20 protein-coding genes are annotated in these 21,891 nt (G+C 32.5%); 6 read left to right on the forward strand and 14 right to left on the reverse strand.

What is annotated here, in order from left to right:
- The first annotated feature begins 157 nt into the window (after positions 1-157).
- Positions 158-1,507, forward strand: coding sequence for a GH1 family beta-glucosidase (locus WN975_RS12675; RefSeq protein WP_337966861.1), 1,350 nt, complete (start codon positions 158-160; stop codon positions 1,505-1,507).
- Positions 1,508-1,580: 73 nt separating this feature from the next.
- A complete protein-coding gene (locus WN975_RS12680; RefSeq protein WP_337966862.1) occupies positions 1,581-1,745 on the forward strand; it encodes a hypothetical protein in 165 nt (54 codons plus the stop codon).
- Positions 1,746-1,817: 72 nt separating this feature from the next.
- Here the strand turns inward: WN975_RS12680 and WN975_RS12685 are convergent, their stop codons facing one another.
- Complete coding sequence (locus tag WN975_RS12685; protein WP_337966863.1) at positions 1,818-2,354, reverse strand: 5'(3')-deoxyribonucleotidase; 537 nt, start codon at positions 2,352-2,354, stop codon at positions 1,818-1,820.
- A gap of 86 nt (positions 2,355-2,440) precedes the next feature.
- On the opposite strand from WN975_RS12685, the gene WN975_RS12690 reads away from it, so the two are divergent.
- On the forward strand, positions 2,441-3,190 hold the full coding sequence (locus WN975_RS12690) for a DeoR/GlpR family DNA-binding transcription regulator (protein ID WP_337966864.1): 750 nt from the start codon (positions 2,441-2,443) through the stop codon (positions 3,188-3,190).
- 403 nt (positions 3,191-3,593) lie between these two features.
- Here the strand turns inward: WN975_RS12690 and WN975_RS12695 are convergent, their stop codons facing one another.
- Positions 3,594-4,262 (reverse strand): hypothetical protein, encoded by a 669-nt coding sequence (locus tag WN975_RS12695; RefSeq protein ID WP_337966865.1) that lies wholly within the window; start codon positions 4,260-4,262, stop codon positions 3,594-3,596.
- A 956-nt stretch (positions 4,263-5,218) separates the two neighbouring features.
- On the opposite strand from WN975_RS12695, the gene WN975_RS12700 reads away from it, so the two are divergent.
- Together WN975_RS12700 and WN975_RS12705 are read left to right on the forward strand one after the other, a co-directional pair.
- Entirely contained in the window at positions 5,219-5,419 is a 201-nt protein-coding gene (locus WN975_RS12700; RefSeq protein WP_337966866.1) for a hypothetical protein, read from the forward strand.
- A gap of 53 nt (positions 5,420-5,472) precedes the next feature.
- Positions 5,473-7,182, forward strand: coding sequence for an ATP-binding protein (locus WN975_RS12705; RefSeq protein ID WP_337966867.1), 1,710 nt, complete (start codon positions 5,473-5,475; stop codon positions 7,180-7,182).
- Between the two features lie 224 nt (positions 7,183-7,406).
- Here the strand turns inward: WN975_RS12705 and WN975_RS12710 are convergent, their stop codons facing one another.
- The 5 genes from WN975_RS12710 to WN975_RS12730 form a co-directional block, all read right to left on the reverse strand.
- Positions 7,407-8,858 (reverse strand): TolC family protein, encoded by a 1,452-nt coding sequence (locus tag WN975_RS12710; protein WP_337966868.1) that lies wholly within the window; start codon positions 8,856-8,858, stop codon positions 7,407-7,409.
- Complete coding sequence (locus WN975_RS12715; RefSeq protein WP_337966869.1) at positions 8,851-12,018, reverse strand: efflux RND transporter permease subunit; 3,168 nt, start codon at positions 12,016-12,018, stop codon at positions 8,851-8,853. Before WN975_RS12715 ends, WN975_RS12710 begins: the two co-directional genes overlap by 8 nt.
- Positions 12,019-12,051: 33 nt before the next feature.
- The gene (locus WN975_RS12720; RefSeq protein ID WP_337966870.1) at positions 12,052-13,134 is read right to left on the reverse strand and encodes an efflux RND transporter periplasmic adaptor subunit; all 1,083 of its coding nucleotides are present in this window, start codon (positions 13,132-13,134) and stop codon (positions 12,052-12,054) included.
- A gap of 177 nt (positions 13,135-13,311) precedes the next feature.
- On the reverse strand, positions 13,312-13,695 hold the full coding sequence (locus WN975_RS12725; protein WP_199174552.1) for a hypothetical protein: 384 nt from the start codon (positions 13,693-13,695) through the stop codon (positions 13,312-13,314).
- Positions 13,696-13,954: 259 nt separating this feature from the next.
- Positions 13,955-14,359, reverse strand: a complete 405-nt coding sequence (locus WN975_RS12730) for a GNAT family N-acetyltransferase (RefSeq protein WP_337966871.1) — start codon at positions 14,357-14,359, stop codon at positions 13,955-13,957.
- 195 nt (positions 14,360-14,554) lie between these two features.
- On the opposite strand from WN975_RS12730, the gene WN975_RS12735 reads away from it, so the two are divergent.
- Positions 14,555-15,118 carry a hypothetical protein gene (locus WN975_RS12735; protein WP_337966872.1) on the forward strand — a complete coding sequence of 188 codons (564 nt, stop codon included), beginning with the start codon at positions 14,555-14,557 and terminating at the stop codon, positions 15,116-15,118.
- Between the two features lie 49 nt (positions 15,119-15,167).
- Here WN975_RS12735 and WN975_RS12740 read toward each other — a convergent pair whose 3' ends face one another.
- From WN975_RS12740 to WN975_RS12770, 7 genes are all read right to left on the reverse strand, one after another.
- Positions 15,168-15,794: a hypothetical protein gene (locus tag WN975_RS12740; protein WP_337966873.1), complete on the reverse strand. Its 627-nt coding sequence runs from the start codon at positions 15,792-15,794 to the stop codon at positions 15,168-15,170.
- Positions 15,795-15,970: 176 nt separating this feature from the next.
- Positions 15,971-16,363, reverse strand: a complete 393-nt coding sequence (locus WN975_RS12745) for an ACT domain-containing protein (RefSeq protein ID WP_337966874.1) — start codon at positions 16,361-16,363, stop codon at positions 15,971-15,973.
- A 25-nt stretch (positions 16,364-16,388) separates the two neighbouring features.
- Positions 16,389-16,580 (reverse strand): hypothetical protein, encoded by a 192-nt coding sequence (locus WN975_RS12750; protein WP_337966875.1) that lies wholly within the window; start codon positions 16,578-16,580, stop codon positions 16,389-16,391.
- Between the two features lie 314 nt (positions 16,581-16,894).
- Positions 16,895-18,766 (reverse strand): M1 family metallopeptidase, encoded by a 1,872-nt coding sequence (locus tag WN975_RS12755; RefSeq protein ID WP_337966876.1) that lies wholly within the window; start codon positions 18,764-18,766, stop codon positions 16,895-16,897.
- A 172-nt stretch (positions 18,767-18,938) separates the two neighbouring features.
- Complete coding sequence (locus WN975_RS12760) at positions 18,939-19,550, reverse strand: tetratricopeptide repeat protein (protein ID WP_337966877.1); 612 nt, start codon at positions 19,548-19,550, stop codon at positions 18,939-18,941.
- Between the two features lie 154 nt (positions 19,551-19,704).
- A complete protein-coding gene (locus WN975_RS12765; protein ID WP_337966878.1) occupies positions 19,705-21,285 on the reverse strand; it encodes an NADP-dependent glyceraldehyde-3-phosphate dehydrogenase in 1,581 nt (526 codons plus the stop codon).
- 77 nt (positions 21,286-21,362) lie between these two features.
- Positions 21,363-21,674, reverse strand: a complete 312-nt coding sequence (locus tag WN975_RS12770) for a rhodanese-like domain-containing protein (protein WP_099709018.1) — start codon at positions 21,672-21,674, stop codon at positions 21,363-21,365.
- Positions 21,675-21,891: the final 217 nt, after the last annotated feature.

Here is a 21,891-nt window from a genome sequence, read left to right on the forward strand (position 1 = left end):
TAGTTTTGTTAATTTGAATAAAACTAAACGTCATGAAATTCTTCAATCTAAATTTTTTGGTTTCATTCAAAGAATGGCTTTTTTTAAGAGCTATGCAATCTTCTTTCCTTCATTAATAAATTAGAAATTCAAAATTAAAAAAGGAAAGCACAATTGAATGAATAAAATTGATACCGCATTTTTACATAAAGACCAATTTGGGCAAGATTTCTTGTGGGGTGTTTCTACCGCCGCCTTCCAAATTGAAGGTGCACATGATGCCGACGGAAAAGGTTCTTCTATCTGGGATGTTTTTACGTCTCAAAAAGGAAAAATCAAAAATGGCCATCATGCACTAACTGCTTGTGATTTCTATAATTCTTACCAGAATGATATTGACCTGATAAACGAATTAAATATTCCGAATTTCAGATTTTCTATTAGTTGGACACGAATTATGCCTACAGGAACTCATCCTGTAAATCAGGCAGGAATAGATTATTACAACAAAATCATAGATTCTTTACTCGCATCTGAAATAGAACCCTGGATTACACTTTATCATTGGGATTTACCTCAAAGTTTAGAAGTAAAAGGCGGATGGACAAATCGAGAATCGGTTTCCTGGTTTTCAGAATATGTTGCCGTTTGTGCACAATATTTTGGAGATCGCGTCAAAAACTGGATGGTTATCAATGAACCTTCCGTTTTTACTGGAGCCGGATATTTCCTAGGCATTCACGCTCCCGGAAAAAAAGGGATTACCAATTATCTTAAAGCCATGCATCATGTAACTTTGGCTACAGCTGCAGGCGGAAAAAAATTAAGAAATCTAATTCCGGACGCTAATATTGGTACTACTTTTTCGTGTACACATATTGAACCTTTTTCTCAATCCCCAAAAGATATAGAAGCTGCAAAACGTGTAGATACTTTATTGAACAGAACTTTTATAGAGCCAATTTTAGGATTGGGTTATCCGCAAGCAGATTTACCGGTTCTTAAAAAACTGAACAATTATATTCTTGAAAATGATTTAAATAATCTCGCTTTTGAGTTTGATTTCATTGGACTTCAATGTTATACGAGAGAAGTTGTAAAATCATCTCTATTAATTCCGTATATTGGTGCTGAATTAATTAGTGCCGAAAAAAGAAATGTTATTGCAACAGATATGGGTTGGGAAGTTTATCCTCCGGCGCTTTATCACGTTCTTAAAAAATTCAATAGTTACAACATCAAAAAAATTATAATTACCGAAAATGGTGCTGCTTTCCCAGACATTCTTAAAAACGGAAAAGTCTACGATATCAAGCGCACACATTATATACAAGATCATTTAGAACAGATTTTGAAAGCCAAAAAAGACGGTTATAATGTTGATGGTTATTTTGTTTGGAGTCTTACTGATAACTTCGAATGGGCAGAAGGTTACAATGCCAGATTTGGACTTATTCATGTAGATTTTGACACACAACAAAGAACAATTAAACATTCAGGATTATGGTTTCGGGATTTCTTATCCTAAAAACCAAACCGTAAAATAGATTTAAGAATACCTAAATTGAATTAAACTCAGTATAAACTTAAATAATATTATTATGGAAATCAACTGGTATGTATTGAGCGCAATAGTTATTGGGATTGTTTTATTAGTTTACTTTCTGGTAAAACAAAATAAAAAAGACCGTAAGAAAATTGAAGAAGAATTGAATTTCTACAAAGAATCTGATGAGGTAGAAATCAACAATGATCTTCATTTATAGTTCTTTTTTAAACATTTAAAAAAGCAAAAAGCCTTTCGGAAGTCTACTTCCGAAAGGCTTTTTGCTTACACATTAATTCAGTGTTTCATTCAAAACTGCAACAACTTCTTTCCAGTTATTTACACGTAAGTGATGCGTTTTATTCACATTATGAAACGCTGTAAACATGATAGGTTTTCCCATGCAATAATCCAGATTTTTAGGATGATCGTCAATCATAAAATCTGTATTGATAATTCTTTTACTTCCGCAAAGAATAATATTTTCCCACTTAATAAACGGAAAATGTTCTTCAAGCCAAAAGATTTTTTCGGCAAGCGAAACCGGAAATTCCGTAGCAGCAGAAACAATAAATATTTCGAAGTTTTCCTGCAACTGACGCAAACTTTCGACAGCATCGTCCATAACTGGTAAGTTTCTGAAGAAATTCTCTTTATTCAAAATTTCTCTCAAAAGATCTCTTTCTACAAAAGCATCTTCTTCACTCAAACCCTGAATACTTTCCCTTGTTAACGCTGTTCCATTCGCTTCATTATAATAATCAATTAAATGTGCCTCGATATCGGCAAGCACGCCATCCATATCGACAGCAATAGTTTTCTTTTTCATTTTTAACTTTATTTTGCAACAAAATTACGCAAATATTGCAAATTATTGCAATTTTAATTTACTTTTGCAATATAAAGTTGCATCACATGAAAAAAGAAGAACGTCAAAAAGTAATTTTAGAATACTTATCAAAAGAGCATCGCGTAACATTACTCGAACTTAGCGGCTACTTAAATGTCTCTGAAGACACGATAAGACGAGATGTAAAAGAACTCTCAGATCTGGGATTATTAAAAGCAGTTCGCGGAGGCGCAGTCGCTCCTTCTCCAATTCCGCTACATTATAGAAGCAGAGAAAAACACGACGTCGAAAACAAAAAGATCATTGCCGAAAAAGCAATCTCGTATTTAAAAGACGGTCAGGTTGTATTTATTGATGGCGGAACAACTTCTTTGGCTTTAGTGGCAAGTTTTCCATATGATTTAAAAATAACGGTTATTACAAACAGTTTTCCCGTTGCGGCATTAATCGAAGATTTACCTAATATTGATTTGATTTTTGCGGGTGGAAAAATGTGCAAAACATCCTTTACTACGGCAAGTATTGAAACTATAGATTTCTTCCGTAATTTCAGAGCTGATGTTTGTATTCTGGGCGTTTGCAGTATACATCACGAACGCGGACTTACGGGCGTTATACACGAGGATTCTCAGATTAAAAAGACTATGATTCAAAATTCTAATTATGTGATAGCACTGAGTTCTATTGAAAAAGTAGATACCGCCGAATCTTATTTTATTGGTCCAATCAGCAATATTGATGTTCTGGTAACAAATGCTTCTCCAGAAGAAGAAATTTTAAAACCTTACAAAGATTCCGGCGTAACAATTGTTTAATTTAAAAACAGAATAAAAAAGTTCTTGTTTCACGCAGATTTTACAGATTTAAGCAAATTAAAAAGAAAATAAATCTGTGTGCATCTGCTTAAATTATTTTAAATCTGCGTGAAAAATTTACTTTGCAAAAAATAATTTTACTACAATCCAATTAGCGCAAAAAAGCAAATTTTTCAGCTTTTTAAATCCGTTATTGCAGGCAAAAAAACTAAAAAATTTATTTGTAAAAAAGCAATAAAAAATGGCGATTTCTCCTGTATTTACTAGGTTTTTTGATAAGTTTTACTTATCTTTATATTGTAAATAACAGTAAATATATGCCGAAAAACAGACTTTTTAAACTCCAGAATTACTTCTCAAAAAATTATTCTTTTTACTTCTTTAAGTATTTTATTTTTCACTTTCACAATGCTTCTCCGGAACTTCCTTTAGATTTAGAAATCATTCGATCTAATTTTTTTAAACATGCTGAAGAAACCAAAGCTATTGTTCCAATTCCAACCATAAATATTTTTTCAGGATTTATTTTCTGAGCTTTTATTTTAGAAAACACATCTTGAAAATTAGAATATAAATTTCCTTTTTTAAGATCCTCTTTCGACTCTTCATTTTCTTTTTTCACAAAACCATCTACTTCTATGATTTCTTTCTCACTTTCAACGACTATCTCTGCCTTATCGGCAGTCTTAATTTGTTTAGTTTCTTCAATTCTACACTTTTCGTTAAACTTTTTAAAAGGGCGCGGTTGAAAATCAACTATAACTGCCGCAAGATTTATTGCATCAATATTCAACGGATCCGTTTCGCCTTTAAAGAAGGTCTCAATAGGCCTAAACTTATCTTTTTGCTCCTTAAACTTATTCTTTTTAGTATGATCAAAATCTAAGCACAATAAATTTTTAAAGACATTTAAATCATCTTGAGTTGGGTTATTCTCAAAAATAAGCCAACATAAATCGCGGAGTTTTCCTCGAGAGGGATTATACAAGTAATCGAAGTGTTCTCCTTCTTTTACGATCTCATATTTAATTTTAATGCCTTTTTTATATTCTTCTAATGTTTTGGAATGCATGGTATATATATGGTTATTTATAGGAAATCTTGGGAATCTCAGTAAACCGCAGAAATTTTTGATAATTTCTTATAAACAAAAGTCTCAAAATGCCTTTCGTTTATTATAGAAATTAGTTCATGTCTTGCCTGCAGATTAAAACAAAAATATAAAACTAGTTCAAATTAACAGTGTAAAAAACCGTAAGACCGGATTTATTCGGGAAGTATAAAAAACGTCTTACAGTTCTACACACTTTACTTCCCAAAAATCAATCTTGGAACTACTATTAACAAGCTCTGGATAAACTCTGGATAGCAATACTTATGCCTAATTTTTAATCTAAACCAAAATGAAAAAAAATATTTTTTACAGCCTCCAGATTATTATTTACTTCTACTCCCATAAGTATGAAAATCAGCCAAAAACTAATCTATTTTGAGTATCTAATTCTAATATTTATTTTTCGTTTTCCAACAATTAAACTTGTTCAAACATTAAAATCAATTTATTGATCTCTTCAATACTATATTTTTTAACTTTTTTTTAATAGTCAAGACAACCTTTTTAAGACTTTTTGCCTCTATTAAATAAAGGTCAAGTTTAGTTTTAGATTCACATAAAACGCTCTAACGAGCCTAAATTTATTGTGCTTTATATTTTGTTTTCGGGATTTCTCGGGAATCTCAGGAAAACGCGGGAATTCTGGGAATCCCCTATAAACAATGGGCTCAAAGCACCTTTTCTTTGCCATAGAAATTAGTTCAAGTTTTGTCTGCAGACTAAAACAATAATAAAAAACTAGTTCTAATTAACAGTGTAAAAAACAGTAAGACCGGATTTATTCGGGAAGTATAAAAAAACGTCTTACAGTTCTACACCGTTGACTTCCCAAAAACCAATTTGGTATTGCCAACCAAAAACTCTGGATCATCCCGGACAGCAATACCTATGTCTAATTTCTAAATTAAATCAAAATGAAAAAATTCATACTATTTGTCGCTTTTGCTTCAATATTCACAATATTTTCTTGTACTCCTGACGAGTATGAGACACAACCAAAAAAGGAAACTGAAAAAGTTATTAATCATCAAAAACCAACTTATGCAGATGGTCCTGGTGATGGTACCATTCCACCATCGAAACCACCAATCAAAACACCTGGTGGCGATGACTAAATAAATATTTTTGGTATCTAATTAATTACTATTTTCGGGGAAAGTAAATTTATATGTTACGGTCCCCGTTTTTTTATTTTATTATCTTTCTTTTTCTTTTTTCATGTAAAGAAAAAACGACGATTAATACGAACACCGAAGCTATAGAAAAAGAGGCGCTTAGTTTACGAGATAAAGCAGCTGAAGATCAAGACAAACAAGACTTCAATATTGCTTTTAACGAATATAATAAATCAAAGTTACTTTTTGAAAAATTAAAAGACAGTGCTAATATTGCATACATACTTATTCAAATGGCAGCCATTCAGCAAGTCAACGGAGACTATTATGGCAGTAAGGAAACCGTAACTGAAGCATTACCTTATGTTAAAAAAAATAATGATTATACATCTGATATAAATAATACATTGGGCATTGCTGACAAAGAACTTTCACTTTACAACGATGCTATTCATTATTATAAAAAAGCAGCCAATGAGTTTAAAGACCCACTTAAAAAACAAATCTCTTTAAGTAATATTGCGCCAGTTTACATCCAACAAAAAAAATATGATCAGGCAATCACTCTCTTAGAATCTATTTTAAGCAACAAATTATTAAAAGAAAAAGGTCAAGAAGCTCGCGAAGCAAGACTCAAGGACAATTTGGGTTATGCTTATTTTAAGAAAGGAATGGATGAAAAAGGATTCCGCTTAATGAATGACGCACTTCAAACAAGAAATAAATTCAAGGATACTTATGGAAGCATTGAAAGCTATCTGCACCTTGCAGATTATTACGCTAAAAAAGACATTCAAAAATCAGATGAGAATGCTCTTACGGCCTACAATATAGCCACGAAACTAAACAGTGTTGACGAAAGATTAGAAGCGTTGCAAATTTTAATCTCTAATAATCACAGTAACCAAACCGACAAATATGTACAACGGTATTTTACCTTAAATGACAGTCTTATTAAAGTTAGAAATAATTTTAAAAACAAGTTTGCTAAAATAAAGTACGATTCTAAAAAAGAAAAAGACGAAAATGCAAAACTTCGTTTAGAAAAAGCCGAAAACGAATTATCGCTTCAAAAAGCCACATATCTAAGAATTGTATTTGTTATTATTTTTATCTTTTTAGTTATTCTGATAGCGATTTTAATACGTTATTATAAAAACAAAAACAAAGCTATAGAATTTAAGACTTCGTACAATACAGAAGCTAGAATTGCTAAAAAAATCCACGATGAATTAGCAAACGATGTATATCATGTGATCGCTTTTGCCGAATCTCAAACATTATCTCACGAAAACACAAAAGAGAATCTTCTTCAAAAATTAGATGATATTTACGGACGTGTGCGAGGAATTTCAAAAGAAAATAACAAAATTGATACTGGTGTAAATTTCACTTCCACTATAAGAGAAATGCTTTCGACTTACAATACCAGCGAAAGAAATATCATGATTACCAATCTGGATGATATTAACTGGGAAATTATCGATGACGTTAAAAAAGTCACTATTAGCCGAATTTTACAGGAATTAATGGTGAATATGAAGAAACACAGTATGGCAAAACTGGTTGTTATAAAATTTGAAAATGACCAAAAATCAATCTTAATAAACTATACTGACAACGGTAAAGGTTCCGAAAAAACAAAGATGCTAAAAAACGGTCTCAATAACATGGAAAGCCGAATTCAAGCCGTAAAAGGAACTATCGATTTTGAAACAGAACCTGATAAAGGCTTTAGAGCAAAAATATCCATTCCTAAATAACACAAATTATTAGTTGTTTTATAAGGAGCTATTTCCTGCTATCCACTATATCTTTTCCTGCCTAAAGAAGGCAAGAAAAGGATACCGCTTCTATCAGGGCTAGGGCATCAATTTCCATAAGAAAGTTTAATATTTATTACAGCTTTCTTTTAAACATAAAAAAAACCTCCCAGAATTTTACTTCTGGAAGGCTCCCCTACTAATAACTAATTAAAATAGGCATTCTATTTCCAACCGCCGCCTAGGTCTCTGTAAACATGAACCGCAGCATTCAGTTGTTCTTTTTTAGTATCTACTAATTCTAATTTCGCTTCTAATGCATCACGTTGTGTCATTAAAACTTCGAAATAATCAACTCTCGCTGACTTAAACAAATCATTAGAAACATCAATTGATGTGTTTAAAGCATCAACTTGTTGTGATTTAAGATCGTATCCTTTTTGTAAGTTTTCGATCTTAGAAAGTTGGTTTGAAACTTCTAAATAAGCGTTCAAAACCGTACGATCATAATTATATAATGCCTGAAGTTGTCTTGCATTTGCACTTGCAAATTCAGCTTTAATTGCATTTCTGTTAATCAATGGCGCAGCTAAATCTCCTGCCAAAGAATACAAAATAGACTCCGGAAATGTAAACAAATAAGCCGGCTTAAATGCTTGTACTCCAAACGCAGCCGAAATATCCAATGAAGGATAAAACTCTGCACGAGCTACTTTTACGTCTAATTTTGCTGCTACAAGCTCTAATTCTGCTTGTTTAACATCTGGACGATTTGCTAATAATTGAGACGGAATTCCAGAACTAACTGCTGCAGGCAATAAACTCAAGAAATTGGTGCTGCTTGTTCTTTTAATTTCCTGTGGATATCTACCCAACAAAAAGTTGATTTTATTCTCCGCTTCTTTTATTTGCTGACGAATATCAAACTCCATACTTTTTGAAGTCAAAACCTCTGCTTCAAATTTCTTAACTCCAAGTTCTGTTGCTCTTGCAGCTTGCTTCTGAATTTTTACAATTTCTAAAGCATTTGACTGTAATTTGATCGTTTGATTTATAATATCCAATTGATTGTCCAAAGCCAATAATTCATAATAAGAATCAGCAACTTCAGCAATAAGATTTGTAATCACGAAATTTTTACCTTCAACTGTAGCTAAATATCTGTTTAAAGCTGCTTTTTTAGAATTACGCAGTTTTTTCCAGATATCCACTTCCCAATTTGCATAAGCTGCAATTGTAAAATCACCAAGTGGATCAGGAGTTTCTACTCCCGGTTTGATCTCTGTTGTAGCATCACCCGCACCTTGGCTTGTATATCTACCAACTTTCTCGATTCCAGCTCCGGCGCGAACACCAACTGTTGGCAATAAAAGTCCTTTTTTAACTCGGATATCATTCTTTGCAATTTCAATTTCCTGCAAAGTGATGTTTAATTCCTGATTGTTTTTTAATGCAACATCAATAAGGTCAACAAGGTTTTGATCTTTAAAATAATCTTTCCATTGCAATGCTGATGTGTTATTGTTTGCGTCCTGAGTTTGGGTAGTCTGACCAAATGATTCAGGAACTGGCGTGCTTGTAGTAGGCGCTGCCTCAGGCGCAGGGGCTTTACACCCTGCAACCGTAAGACATAAACCTAATGCAATACCATATTGATATGATTTGAATTTATACATGATTGTTATCAATTTCTTCTGTTAATGGATTCTCTTCTTCATGTTTAACTAATTTGTGTCTTTCTGCAATTTTTCCAAAGATGTAATACAATCCAGGAATCACAAATACACCACAAATAGTTCCGATAAGCATACCTCCGGCAGCGGCAGTACCAATGGTTCTGTTACCAATTTTACCCGGACCAGTAGCAAAAGCAAGTGGCAATAATCCGGCAATAAAAGCAAATGAAGTCATCAAAATTGGACGGAACCTCGCTTTCGCTCCTTCCATTGCTGCTTCAAGAACTGTTTTGCCTGCAGCATGTCGCTGTATCGCAAACTCTACAATCAACACGGCATTTTTACCAAGTAAACCAATAAGCATTACCATGGCAACCTGAGCATAAATGTTGTTTTCTAATCCTGTTAATTTCAATAATAAGAAAGCTCCAAAAATACCCGCTGGTAAAGAAAGAATTACAGAAAGTGGTAAAATAAAACTTTCGTATTGAGCTGCTAATACCAAGTAAACAAATCCTAAACAGATTAAGAATACCCAAATAGCCTGATTACCCTGAGCAACCTCATCGGCAGAAATACCTGCCCAGTCAATATCATAACCTCTAGGTAATTTTTTAGCCGCAACTTCCTGAATTACTTTAATCGCAGTACCAGAACTATAACCTGGTGCCGCAGAACCACTAATTTGTGTAGAAGTGTACATGTTATGTCTTGTAATCTCAGAAAGTCCGTAAACTTTTTCTAATCTCATAAAAGCAGAAAAAGGAACCATTTCATCACGATTATTTTTTACATACAACTTCAAAATATCGTCTGGCTGAGCACGGTATTCCGGAGAAGCCTGAACGATTACTTTATAGTTGATTCCGTATTTAATGAAACTAATTTCGTAGTTACTACCCACAAGAGTTGACAAAGTATTCATGGCGTTTTCGATAGAAACTCCTTTTTGCTGCGCCATATCGTTGTCTACTTTCATCATGTATTGAGGGAAACTAGAACTATAAAAACTGAACACGTTAGTTAATTCCGGATGAGTATTTAACTCCTTAACGAAATCATTATTTACCTGCTCCATTTTTTTGTAATCATTAGAACCTGTTTTATCTAACAAACGAAGCTCAAATCCTCCGGCAGCACCATATCCTGGTACAGCAGGCGGTTGAAAAAATTCGATATTAGCACCTGCAATGTCTTTAGATTTTTCTTCCATTTCGGCCATAATCTCAAGAACAGAATGCTTTCTGTCACTCCAGTCTTTAAGATTCACCAAACAAGTTCCTGAGTTTGAACCTGTACCTTCAGATAGAATTTCGTAACCTGCTAATGAAGAAACTGATTTTACTCCATCAATTTTTTCAGCAATTTTCTGAAGTCTTTCAGCAATATTATTTGTTCTTTCTAATGATGAACCCGGTGGCGTTTGAATAACTGCATAAAACATCCCCTGATCCTCATTCGGGATAAATCCAGAAGGAACAGTACTACTAATCATCCATGTTCCGGCGCAAAATCCAAGAAGTGCAATAATCGTAATCGCTCTTCTGTTTACAATTTTACCTAATAGATTTTGGTATTTACCTTGTGCTAAATTGAATTTATTATTGAATCCGTCTATGAATATATTTACCGGAGTTTTCTTTTTAACCTCACCGTGATTATTTTTTAACATCATCGCACAAAGTGCCGGTGTCAAAGTCAAAGCCACAACTCCAGAAAGGATAATTGCCGTTGCCATAGTTACAGAGAACTGTCTGTAAAATACCCCAACCGGACCAGACATAAATGCAACAGGAATAAATACCGCAGCCATCAAGAATGTAATCGCTATAATCGCTCCTGCAATTTCATGCATCGCTTTTTTAGTTGCTTTAAGTGGCGAAAGATGCTCTTCCTCCATCTTGGCGTGAACAGCTTCAATTACAACAATCGCATCATCGACGACGACTCCAATCGCTAGAACTAAAGCAAATAATGTAATTAAGTTCAATGAAATATCAAAGAATGTCATGAACACAAACGTACCGATCAAAGATACAGGAACCGCAATTGCTGGAATAACCGTAGAACGCCAGTCTCCTAAGAAAAGGAAAACTACTATACCTACCAGAATAAAAGCTTCTACAAGAGTGTGAATTACTTTTTCGATAGAAGCATCAAGGAATTTAGAAACGTCATACGAAATTTCATAATCCATTCCTTTAGGGAATCTTTGCTTGATTTTTTCTAATTTAGCTTTTACCTCTTCAATAACCTGATTGGCATTACTACCAAACGATTGTTTCAATACAATAGCGGCAGATGGTCTACCGTTTAAGTTCGAATAAATATCGTACATCGAACTTCCAAATTCTACTTTCGCAACATCTTTCAAACGTAAAAGTTCCCCGTTAGCATTTGATTTTACAACAATGTTCTCGTATTGTTCTTTTGTTGTAAAACGTCCTGAATATTTTAATACATATTCAAAAGCCTGAGAACGTTTACCTGAACTTTCTCCTGTTTTACCAGGCGAAGCCTCTAAACTCTGACTTGATAATGCTTCCATTATCTCATCAGCAGAAATTTTATAAGCCAACATACGATCTGGTTTCAACCAAATACGCATTGCATATTCACGTGTTCCTAAGATATCTCCAGAACCAATACCATTAACCCTTTTCAATTCAGAAAGTACGTTGATATCAGCATAGTTATACAAGAACTTCATGTCGGTATTTTTGTCTGTACTGTAAAGATTCACGTACATCAACATACTCGGCACTTCTCGTGTAATTTTAATACCCTCTCTAATAACTAATGGAGGTAATTTATTAGTAACCGAAGCTACACGGTTTTGAACGTTGATCGCAGCCTGATTAGGATCTGTTCCTAAGTTAAAAACAACTTTTATAGTAGCTTCACCATCATTTCCCGCATCAGAAGCCATATATTTCATTCCAGGAACACCATTTAAGGCTCTCTCCAAAGGAATAACAACCGCTTTGATCATTAATTCACCGTTAGATCCTGGATAATCTGCGGTAACATTCACCATTGGTGGTGAGATTGTAGGGAACTGAGTAATAGGTAAATTTAATACCGACAATACCCCTAAAAAGACAATTACAAGCGATATTACTATCGACAATACAGGTCTTTGAATAAATTTATTAAACATTTTATATTTTTTTAATGATTAAACCAGTTAAATCTATTCTGCTTTTGTACGCAAATGATTCATTACCTCTTTTGGAGATTGGAATTCATATTTAATTTTGTCGTTCTCTCTTACTTTCTGAACTCCTTCAAGTAAAATTTTATCATCTGGAGTAACTCCGCTTTTAACTACATACAAATCAGGGATTTCGCCTGTAATTGTAATTTCTCTCGAATTTACTTTGTTGTTTTTATCGATAACAAAAAGATACTTTTTATCCTGAATTTCATAAGTTGCTTTTTGCGGAATTATGATCGCATTTTTAAGAGGAACTAACATTTTAACTTGTCCAGTTTCTCCGTTTCTAAGCAATTTTCCTGAATTAGGGAATCTTGCTCTAAAAGCAATGTTTCCTGTTTCATTGTTAAATTCACTTTCGATAAGTTCTACTTTTCCTTGTTCTTTAAAAGTATCACCATTAGCCAAAACCAAGCTTACTTTATTATCAGCACGGTCTTTTACATCTGTTTGATACTGAATATATTCTGGCTCTGAAACATTAAAATAAGCAAACATTTGACTGTTGTCTGAAAGACTTGTCATTAATTCGCCTTCGTCAATAAGACTTCCTAATTTTAATGGAATACGATCGATAGTTCCGTCAAACGGAGCTCTGATTTCTGTAAATGATAAGTGAAGTTTTGCTAATGCAACCTCAGCTTTTGCTGATTGTAATTTTGCCTGAGCAACACTTAATTCGTTTTTAGAAACGATATTTTTATCTGCCAGTAATTTTGAATTTTGCAATTCAATTTCTACTGATCTCTGTTCAGCCTGTGCTTTAAGCAATTCAGCCTGATACATATTTGGCATAATTTTAAACAACAGTTGTCCTTTTTTTACAAACTGTCCTTCATCAACATAAATGTTTTGTAGAAATCCTTTTTCCTGAGCACGGATTTCAATGTTACGTACAGATTTAATCTGAGAAACATATTCTTTTACAAATGAAGTATCAATTAGTACCGGATTTGTTGCGGTAAATTTTTCCACTTCTTCTTTTTCTTCTTTTTTAGTTGTACAACTAGTAAGGCACACTAGGCCAATTAAGCCTGTGAACAAGATAATTCTTTTCATGATTTAGTTTGGAAATTAAGCGATTGAATGCTTGGAATACAGTGATTCCTTTAGATGAAAAAATGCATCAGCTAACCTTAGTTATAACTAAACTTTCATATAAGAAGAAGTAATAAAAAAATATACATCAACAAGATATGCAGATCACAACTTAGGCAACCGATGTATACTGTTGAATCAAATTCTTAAAACCTGTTGGGTAATGTAAATAGGATTTGAGTTGCCACAGAATGGCACGAAGAATTTAAAACGATTGTAATTATTTACAATAGTCTGACTTGAAAAGGAAAGATACCATTTGTCAAGTAAACTGTAGTTTGTTGCAAAAAATTTATTCGTAAGTCCATCTTTAAGATCGCCGCTTCCAAGATATTCCTCTTCAAGATCTACATCTGCATCTTCGATTATTGAAGATCCCTGATCCTGATTTGTGAATTTTACTCGGTGCTTTTTCTCAAGAGTATGTTGATGAAAGTTTTGAGGAGTACCAGCATTAAGATATTGCCCTCCGCCGAACAGAAGCATATTCATGAATACTAAAAATACTATTAACTTTCTCATTTGGGTGCGAAAGTAATGAAAGAATCGAAACAAAAAAAGATTTTTTGATAAGCTTTAACATTTAAAAAACACGAAAACGTTTTAATTGTTTTTTTTAGCATCAATTTTATTAAAATGTTATTTTTTCATGCAGAAAAATCATAAAAAAACACTTACAAATCAGAATCGTTTTACAGCAAGACTTTAAATAGAGTAAAAACTATTAAAATCGCAATTAATTGATATCGTATATCTTATTCAATAAATTTCAATCTTATTACTATAGCAAAATTTCCATTATAGTAAATTCCTGGTTTTCTTTGACAAATGTTTTGTAAGTATCTGTCATTCCAAATTTCTCATAAAATGACTTTTTATTGCTTCTTGCATTGCACCATATTTTACTTAAATTTTGCTTTTTAGCAATTTCAAAAATAAAATTTAACAATTCTGAGGCAATTCCTTTTCCTTGATATTCTTCTAAAGTTGCTAATTTTCTAAATTGCATTTCCTGATTATCAATAAAACAAGAAACAATAGAAATTAATTTTTCCTGATCAAAAACTCCAAAATGCAAACCCAGATTATCTTCTTCTAATTGCACAAATTCAATAGGTTGATCAGGCCACATAACTTTATGTCTAATTTCCCAGGTTTGAGATGCGTTTATTGCTTTAATTTCCATTATTATCTTTTTTTGAAACATTCAAATTTAAGTTTTTTAAAATTATATTCTCTTGCTTTACAGATATACACATTCCATTCATTATCAAAAACATACAAAACCAAAAAACACAGATTAACTCGAAATAAATAAGATAAATCGTTCGAATCTAATTTATAATATTTATTTTTATGTCATCTAAAAACAAATCCAGTCATGAAAAAAATCCTTTTAGCAGCATTTTTGTGTATTAGTGTAAATGGCTTTGCACAATTAATACAATTTGGACCTCAGGTTTCTTATAACATAACTTCGCCTCTTACTGATGATTTTAGTTCAAAAAGTTCCGGAACCGGTTATGGAGTTGCCGGATTTGCAAGGGTTAATTTATTACTTTTTTATGCTCAGGGCGAACTTGGATATGCTAAATCAAAATTCAGTCTTTCGCAAACTGGTATTGGCGAAACTGATTATGAGTTAGCCGGAAGCGATGCAACTATACTTGTTGGTTTCAAGATTATTCCTTTGGGAAAACTTGGAAACGTACGCTTTTTTGCCGGATACAACTGGAAGAATTATTCCGATATAAGTGCAAATAACAATCTAAATATCGTTGCTTTCGAAAAAAACAATAGCAGTATTCTTGGCGGCGTTGGTGTCGATTTATGGAAACTTACTCTTGATTACAGATATCTTGCAGGCGTTACAGATCTTGATCCTTCAGGAAGAAATATTAAAACTGCAGTTTCAAATTTCTCACTTGGATTTAAGTTCTTGTAAAAATATCTTATCATACAAAAAAGGGAATCAAAATTTTGATTCCCTTTTTTTATTCTTCTACTTTGATATAAAATCGCTCTTCATTATCGCTTTTTATTTCTTCAGTCCCATTTTCATCTTTTTTGGCGATGTTAATTACATGCATTTCATTTGAACTGTCATTTATTGAACAATGCCAAATATTACCATCTGATAAGATTACATTCGAGTAAGAAGCATCATCTGAATCTTGCCCGTTATAATATACTATATCCTCTGTTTTTATAAGTTTCTTTTCTTGTGTTTTCTTATTTTTTTCGAAATACAAAATCTTCGTTTTATTAACTTCTACAAGATCATCAGAAGTTTTTCCTGCATTCTTACTTGTTTGATCAGTTGCCCAACCTGGTTTATTTCCAACTGTTTTCCAAGTACCTAATGCCTGATCTAATAATTTTTCTCTTAAAATGATTCTTAAAGAATCAACTTTTTTAAGAGATGCAATACCAATCTCATTCTCTGGTATAATTCTGGAAGCAGTATAATATAGATCAATAGCATTCTTAAAATCAGCTTTCTTGAAATAAGAAACTGCTAATTCATATTTATTTTTCTGGAATGTAATTTTAGAATTGTTTTGAGCAAAAGTCTGAATAGTTAACGATAAGATAATAATAAGAAAATAGAGTTTTTTCATTTATGTGGTATTTTTATAATTACAAACCTAATTTATTAATCCTACAAACATTTATGGTTTTCCATATTTTTTTCGACTTTAACACATAAGGTCTCAATAGAGGCGCCAGAAGGGATTTCGTTAAATTTAGGTTCGTATTTATCGTGTTTATTACAACAAAAAAACGATACTAAAACTTATCTTGAAAATGCATTCAGAACTTTCATTGCTTCTTCTGTATCTTTTGTATTGACAAAAATATGGTCGTGATAAAAAGCTGCAACAACGTTACAACTGATTCCATTTTCTGAAAGTGCTTTAGAAAATGCGGCTGTCAAACCAACTGCTTCTAATGACGAATGCACTGTAAGGGTTATCCAAGACATTATAACGGAATAATCCAGATTTAATTGTTCTGCTATATCTTTTTTTAGAATTAATGTGATGGCTTCTTTTTCTTTAAAGAACATTTCAACATCATTTAAGTTGAGGTTTTCTAAATTCTCAACTTTACAAAAAACATAATCACCAACATTATGTTGAGGTTTCATGCTTTTAAGTAATTTCTCCAGATCTTTTTCTCCTGACATTCTGAGTTTTTTTATTAAATAAAAATTATTTTAGTTTTTCTAATTTTCCTTTTGTTTCCCGAAAGTTTTTATCCAAAACCAATACTTTTTCATAATTGGCAATTGCATTTTTCTTATCTCCATTTACTTCATAAAAATCTCCCAAAGAATCATACACATTTGGACTTTCGGGATAATTGGTCACATTCAGTTTGAATAAATAACCTGCTAAATCCATATCTTTTTAAAATTTCATTCTCTATTAGTTAATAATTACAAATCAAAACATAAAATGTGCCTTTAGGTACTAAATATTGGTAGTTATTTAGATTTGAAATTCGTTGGCGTGCCGTAGGTACGCAACAAAATGACCGTTATTGCGTACCTACGGCACGCTAGATTTGCTCCAATTAATGTTTTCTACCAATATTTAGTGCCTAAAGGCACATTTCAAGTTCTAATTAGCATTGATAAAACTCAAAACTACAATTTGTCTCAAACAAAAAGGCGCCTTTCCAAATAGAAAAGACGCCTTCTTGTATGCTTATATTTCTAATTAGCAGACCAAGTATTATTGGAAGGCGTGGCATCCATAAAAATACCTCCATCTAAAACAACTTGTTTGATTGGCTTTTTATTTTTCAAAATAACTTTCGCTAATTTCTCATTTGTTTGCCAAACCGCTGGTGTTTGATGTACAGTTTCTTTTGTATTATCCTGATAGGTAACAACAACGTCAAACGGAATCACAAAACCTCCTTCATTTGCAACGGTAACAATATTTTGATTTACATTTCGTACTGAAAGATCAATGTAATTATTGGTAAAAAACCAGTTCTTAAAAAACCAATTCAGGTTTCTTCCTGATGCTGTATTCATCGAATTAAAGTAATCCCACGGAATTGGGTGTTTCCCATTCCAGTTGTCCATATAAGCGTGTAATGATTTCTTAAACAAATCATCTCCAAGCATATCTTTTAAAGCCAAGTAAGAAAGAGAAGCTTTTCCATATGAATTATTTCCATATCCTGCGCCGGAAACTTGTGTAGACATTGTGATTATTGGCTGATCTTCTTCAGTTGAAACATCACTTATATAATCTTTTACTCTAAAATCCTGATAAAATTTATCAGCAGCTTCTTTACCATGTTCTGCAATACCAATTAAATATTCAAATGTAGTTGCCCAACCTTCATCCATAAAAGCATAACGCGTTTCGTTGATTCCCATATAAAATGGAAAATAAGTATGCGCCACTTCGTGATCCTGAACTAATTGTGCAAAAACAGGATCGTTCATTTGCGAATCATTACACATCATTGGATACTCCATATCTGCAAAACCTTGAAAAGCGGTCATTTTAGAAAATGGATACGGAACTCCCGGCCAGCTATTCGAAAAGAAATCTAAAGCAAATTGATTGTTTTTTATCGAATTTACAAAATCAGTTCCTTTTACATCATAAGCCGCCTGAACACTTGCACGACGATTTGTCTTTTTATCGACCAAAACACTGCTCGCATCCCATAAATAATGGTCGCTTAATCCAAAACAAACATCTGAGATATTTTTAGCTTCAAACTTCCATACATTCCAATCATTTTGTTTCGTAACAACTCCGCTTTTTAGTTCAGTTTCGTTTGCGATATGCATAATTTCATCTGTAACATATGATTTTTTCAAACGAGCCGAAAATTCAGGTTGCAAAACTTCATCAGGATTTAATAAATCTCCGGTTGCATAAACCACATAATTTTTAGGTGCTTTTACAGTAAAACTATAATCATTAAAATCATTATAAAACTCCTGACGATCTGTATGCGGCAATCTGTCCCACATATTATAATCATCAAAAACAGAAACACGAGGATAACTATACGCTACAAAAAAAGTAGTTTCGTCGATTTGTCCTTCTCTCCCACTCTCTTTTGATAATGGATAATTCCAATCGATAGAAATTGTAGTTTTAGAATGAGGCAAAATTGGCTTATTCATTTTTACATTTCCAACTGTTCCCCAGCTTCTTGCATCTTCTTTATAAACTTCACCTTCAATTTTCAAAGACGTAATTGTTAATCCGTTACTTAAAAAATCATCATTTACAGTTCCGCTTCTTGGCGAAGAAGGTTTATGAAGATTATTTACAAATCTAACTGCAAGATTTCTTAGCGTATCATTACTATTATTTTCATAAATGATAGTTTCTGTTCCGCTAACCAATTTAGTTTTTGGATCTACAGAAATATCCATAGTATATTTTCCATGATTCTGCCAATAGTTTTTTCCTGGCTTTCCGTCTTTCGAACGTGTACCTTTTTCGTAAGCTTCCTTTATATTTCTAGGCATATAAAGCTCTTGCGCAAAGCCATATTGCGCCAAAAACAACAATGTAATAAATACAAATTGGAATGTTTTTTTTTCCATAAGTGGTTTCAAAATTTTGATTGTTTAATACTGATTATCATATTAGATGAGTTTTCTAAATGAATGTTACAATTCTGTATAAAATTATATCATTTTTAAATAAAAAAAACATCTAATTCTTAAAAAGAAAAAGATGTTTATAAATTCAAAACAAGAAATCGAAATCCTTATTTTATTTAACTCTCCTATAATATGCTTCTTTATTATCTAAATCAATCTTTTTTCTCCCTGAAGAAGTCACATCACCACTATGAATTAAATGAAGACTATTTAGAGATTCATCTACAATAAAAGCCCATAATTCATTATCTGAATTTGCAATTTCTGTAACAGAATTATTACTTTCAAGAACATCATAAAATTCAATTTTACCTGTTTTAATCAGTCTGCTTTCTTCAGTTTTTATATTTTTTACATAAAAAGCAATCTCTTGATTTGTAACAACCATCAAAGTATCATGAAGTTTAGTGTTTTTTGAATCTTTGTATACCCACGTTGGTTCATTACCACTTAAATTCCAAGTTCCAATTAGCTTTTTAATAAAATTATTTCTGACAATAGGTTTCAGTAAATCTATTTTAATCTTTGATTCCTGACCAATTTCCGACTCGGGATTAATTTTATAAGCAAATAAAAGAGGTTCAATAGCTTTATTAAACTGCTTTTTTTCAAAGTAAGATAACCCTAAATTATATTTATTTTCCTGAAGCCATAATTTTTTATCGTTTTGAGACCAGGAGTTTAATGCAAATAAGAGAAGAAATGTAATTGTAAATTGTTTCATTTTAGACTTCATTTTTTATAATTTAAAAATGTAGCAAAAGTATTACAATAAATACAATTTGAAAGAAAATACATCTAATATTATCTAAAAAATAAAAACCGTCTAATTCTATGAAGAAAAAGACGGCGTCTACAAATAATATATAACCTCGGAATTACAAAATATAATCGGTATTTATAAAATTCGATTCTTTGCTATTTAATAGCTCTTGCAGAATTTCATTATTATAAGCGATATCTTTTGAAGCCACGAACGTACGAATTGAAAATGAGCGCAAAGCATCAGGAATACTCAAAGTTCCTACAGCAGAATCTTTACGACCAGTAAATGGGAATGCATCCGGTCCTCTCTGACAAGAACTATTCAGGTTTACTCTACAAACTAAATTTACTAAAGCATCGATAAGCGGTGCCAAAGTTTTAATATCTTTCCCGAATAAACTTACTTGTTGTCCATAGTTTGATTCGGCCATATCTTCAAGAGGTTCATTTATATCTTTGAACGAAATAATTGGCACAACAGGTCCAAATTGTTCTTCATGATACACACGCATACTTTTATCTACAGGATAAAGAACTGCAGGGAAAATATAATTCTCTGTATGTTTTCCTCCTTTTTCATTCAATATTTTAGCACCTTTATGTGTTGCATCATCAATTAATCCCTGAATATACGCTGGTTTATCAGTTTCTGGAAGCGGCGTTAACGAAGCTCCTTTTTCCCAAGGATTTCCAAATACCAACGCATCTACTTTTTCAGAGAAACGTTTATTAAATTCTTCAGCAATCGACTCATGAACATAAAGTACTTTTAAAGCTGTACAACGTTGACCATTAAAAGACAAAGTTCCTGCAATACATTCCTGAATTGCCAAATCTAAATCGGCGTCTGGTAAAATAATTGCTGGATTTTTTGCTTCCAAACCTAAAATCAAACGCAATCTGTTTTTGTTTGGATGTTGATCCTGCAACGCAATCGCAGATTTACTGTTTCCGATTAATGCTAAAACATCAATTTTTCCAGATTTCATAATTGGAGAAGCCACTTCGCGTCCTCTTCCGTAAACAATATTGATAACACCTTTTGGAAAACTGCTTCTAAACGCTTCCAACAATGGCGAAATACATAAAACACCATGTTTTGCAGGTTTAAAAATCACAGTATTTCCCATAATTAAAGCCGGAATCAACAATGAGAAAGTTTCATTAAGAGGATAATTGTAAGGTCCAAGACACAATACAACTCCAAGAGGTCCACGGCGAATCATCGCATTTACACCTTGCACTTTCTCAAAATGCGCGCTGCGTCCGTTTAATTCTTTATAACTATCAATAGTATCCTGAATATATTCTACAGTTCTGTCAAATTCTTTTTGAGAATCGCCAAGGTTTTTTCCAATTTCCCACATCAAAAGTTTCACAACTTCCTCACGGGTTTCCTTCATTTGTCTTACGAAGTTTTCCATACATTTAATACGATCAACCACTTTCATGGTTGGCCATAAACCTTGTCCTTTATTATAAGCAGCGTTTGCAGCTTCAACAACTTCGGCAGCTTCTTTCTCTGCCATAAACGGAATCGATCCTAATAAAGTTGGTGTATATTTTTCTGTAGATGAAATTGTAGAAAAAACAGGTGTGGTTTGCCCTGTCCATTGTTTTAATTCTCCGTTTACAAGATAAGTATCTTGATTTATAAGGGTTTTGATTTGAAATTCTTCGGGTATTAAACTCATAATTTGGTAATTTATGTTTGGTTATTAATAGCATTTAAACGAAAAAAGAGGCTTTTTGCGCCTCTTTTTTCTATCTTTTATGGATTCACTGTTTCCCCTTCCCAGTCCAGGATTCCACCAAGCAAATTGTAGGCATTATTTATACCTAACTCATTCATTATCTGACATGCTTTAGCACTTCTGGCACCAGAACGACAATACACATAATAGTTTTTGTTTTTATCTAATTCTTCGATTTCATAAATAAAACCTTGTCCTTTATTAATGTCGATATTTACAGCATTTTCGATATAGCCGTCATTAAATTCGTCTTCAGTTCTTACGTCAAGTATAACTGCATTCTCGTCAGCGTTAAGCTGATTAACCCAATCTTCTTGTGATAAATTCATAATAAATGTGTTTTTGTAAAATTACGACGTTTCTATTAATTAAAAACGTGCCAAATGCGATTTCGATTATTATTCTCAGAAAACGTTTTAGAGAAAGGATTATAATCAGTGAAAGACAAATTTACTTACTATTTTTAAAAATATAGTCTATAAACTCGATCGAAAATAGGATTTTTTCATTTTCCTTTTTACATCTTAAATATAGTTTTCTGATAAT

It is taken from the genome of uncultured Flavobacterium sp. (assembly GCF_951805225.1).
In the GTDB taxonomy this organism is placed as follows: Bacteria; Bacteroidota; Bacteroidia; order Flavobacteriales; family Flavobacteriaceae; genus Flavobacterium.

What these genes read in the sequence shown, in the direction of transcription:
- WN975_RS12685 (WP_337966863.1), bottom strand. Translation starts at nt 2,354, where the DNA reads ATGAAAAAGAAAACTATTGCTGTCGATATGGATGGCGTGCTTGCCGAT.
- WN975_RS12700 (WP_337966866.1), top strand. Translation starts at nt 5,219, where the DNA reads ATGAAAAAATTCATACTATTTGTCGCTTTTGCTTCAATATTCACAATA.
- WN975_RS12680 (WP_337966862.1), top strand. Translation starts at nt 1,581, where the DNA reads ATGGAAATCAACTGGTATGTATTGAGCGCAATAGTTATTGGGATTGTT.
- WN975_RS12755 (WP_337966876.1), bottom strand. Translation starts at nt 18,766, where the DNA reads ATGGAAAAAAAAACATTCCAATTTGTATTTATTACATTGTTGTTTTTG.
- WN975_RS12695 (WP_337966865.1), bottom strand. Translation starts at nt 4,262, where the DNA reads ATGCATTCCAAAACATTAGAAGAATATAAAAAAGGCATTAAAATTAAA.
- WN975_RS12760 (WP_337966877.1), bottom strand. Translation starts at nt 19,550, where the DNA reads ATGAAACAATTTACAATTACATTTCTTCTCTTATTTGCATTAAACTCC.
- WN975_RS12765 (WP_337966878.1), bottom strand. Translation starts at nt 21,285, where the DNA reads ATGAGTTTAATACCCGAAGAATTTCAAATCAAAACCCTTATAAATCAA.
- WN975_RS12740 (WP_337966873.1), bottom strand. Translation starts at nt 15,794, where the DNA reads ATGAAAAAACTCTATTTTCTTATTATTATCTTATCGTTAACTATTCAG.
- WN975_RS12730 (WP_337966871.1), bottom strand. Translation starts at nt 14,359, where the DNA reads ATGGAAATTAAAGCAATAAACGCATCTCAAACCTGGGAAATTAGACAT.
- WN975_RS12750 (WP_337966875.1), bottom strand. Translation starts at nt 16,580, where the DNA reads ATGGATTTAGCAGGTTATTTATTCAAACTGAATGTGACCAATTATCCC.
- WN975_RS12735 (WP_337966872.1), top strand. Translation starts at nt 14,555, where the DNA reads ATGAAAAAAATCCTTTTAGCAGCATTTTTGTGTATTAGTGTAAATGGC.
- WN975_RS12720 (WP_337966870.1), bottom strand. Translation starts at nt 13,134, where the DNA reads ATGAAAAGAATTATCTTGTTCACAGGCTTAATTGGCCTAGTGTGCCTT.
- WN975_RS12745 (WP_337966874.1), bottom strand. Translation starts at nt 16,363, where the DNA reads ATGTCAGGAGAAAAAGATCTGGAGAAATTACTTAAAAGCATGAAACCT.
- WN975_RS12705 (WP_337966867.1), top strand. Translation starts at nt 5,473, where the DNA reads ATGTTACGGTCCCCGTTTTTTTATTTTATTATCTTTCTTTTTCTTTTT.
- WN975_RS12690 (WP_337966864.1), top strand. Translation starts at nt 2,441, where the DNA reads ATGAAAAAAGAAGAACGTCAAAAAGTAATTTTAGAATACTTATCAAAA.
- WN975_RS12725 (WP_199174552.1), bottom strand. Translation starts at nt 13,695, where the DNA reads ATGAGAAAGTTAATAGTATTTTTAGTATTCATGAATATGCTTCTGTTC.
- WN975_RS12715 (WP_337966869.1), bottom strand. Translation starts at nt 12,018, where the DNA reads ATGTTTAATAAATTTATTCAAAGACCTGTATTGTCGATAGTAATATCG.
- WN975_RS12710 (WP_337966868.1), bottom strand. Translation starts at nt 8,858, where the DNA reads ATGTATAAATTCAAATCATATCAATATGGTATTGCATTAGGTTTATGT.
- WN975_RS12770 (WP_099709018.1), bottom strand. Translation starts at nt 21,674, where the DNA reads ATGAATTTATCACAAGAAGATTGGGTTAATCAGCTTAACGCTGACGAG.
- WN975_RS12675 (WP_337966861.1), top strand. Translation starts at nt 158, where the DNA reads ATGAATAAAATTGATACCGCATTTTTACATAAAGACCAATTTGGGCAA.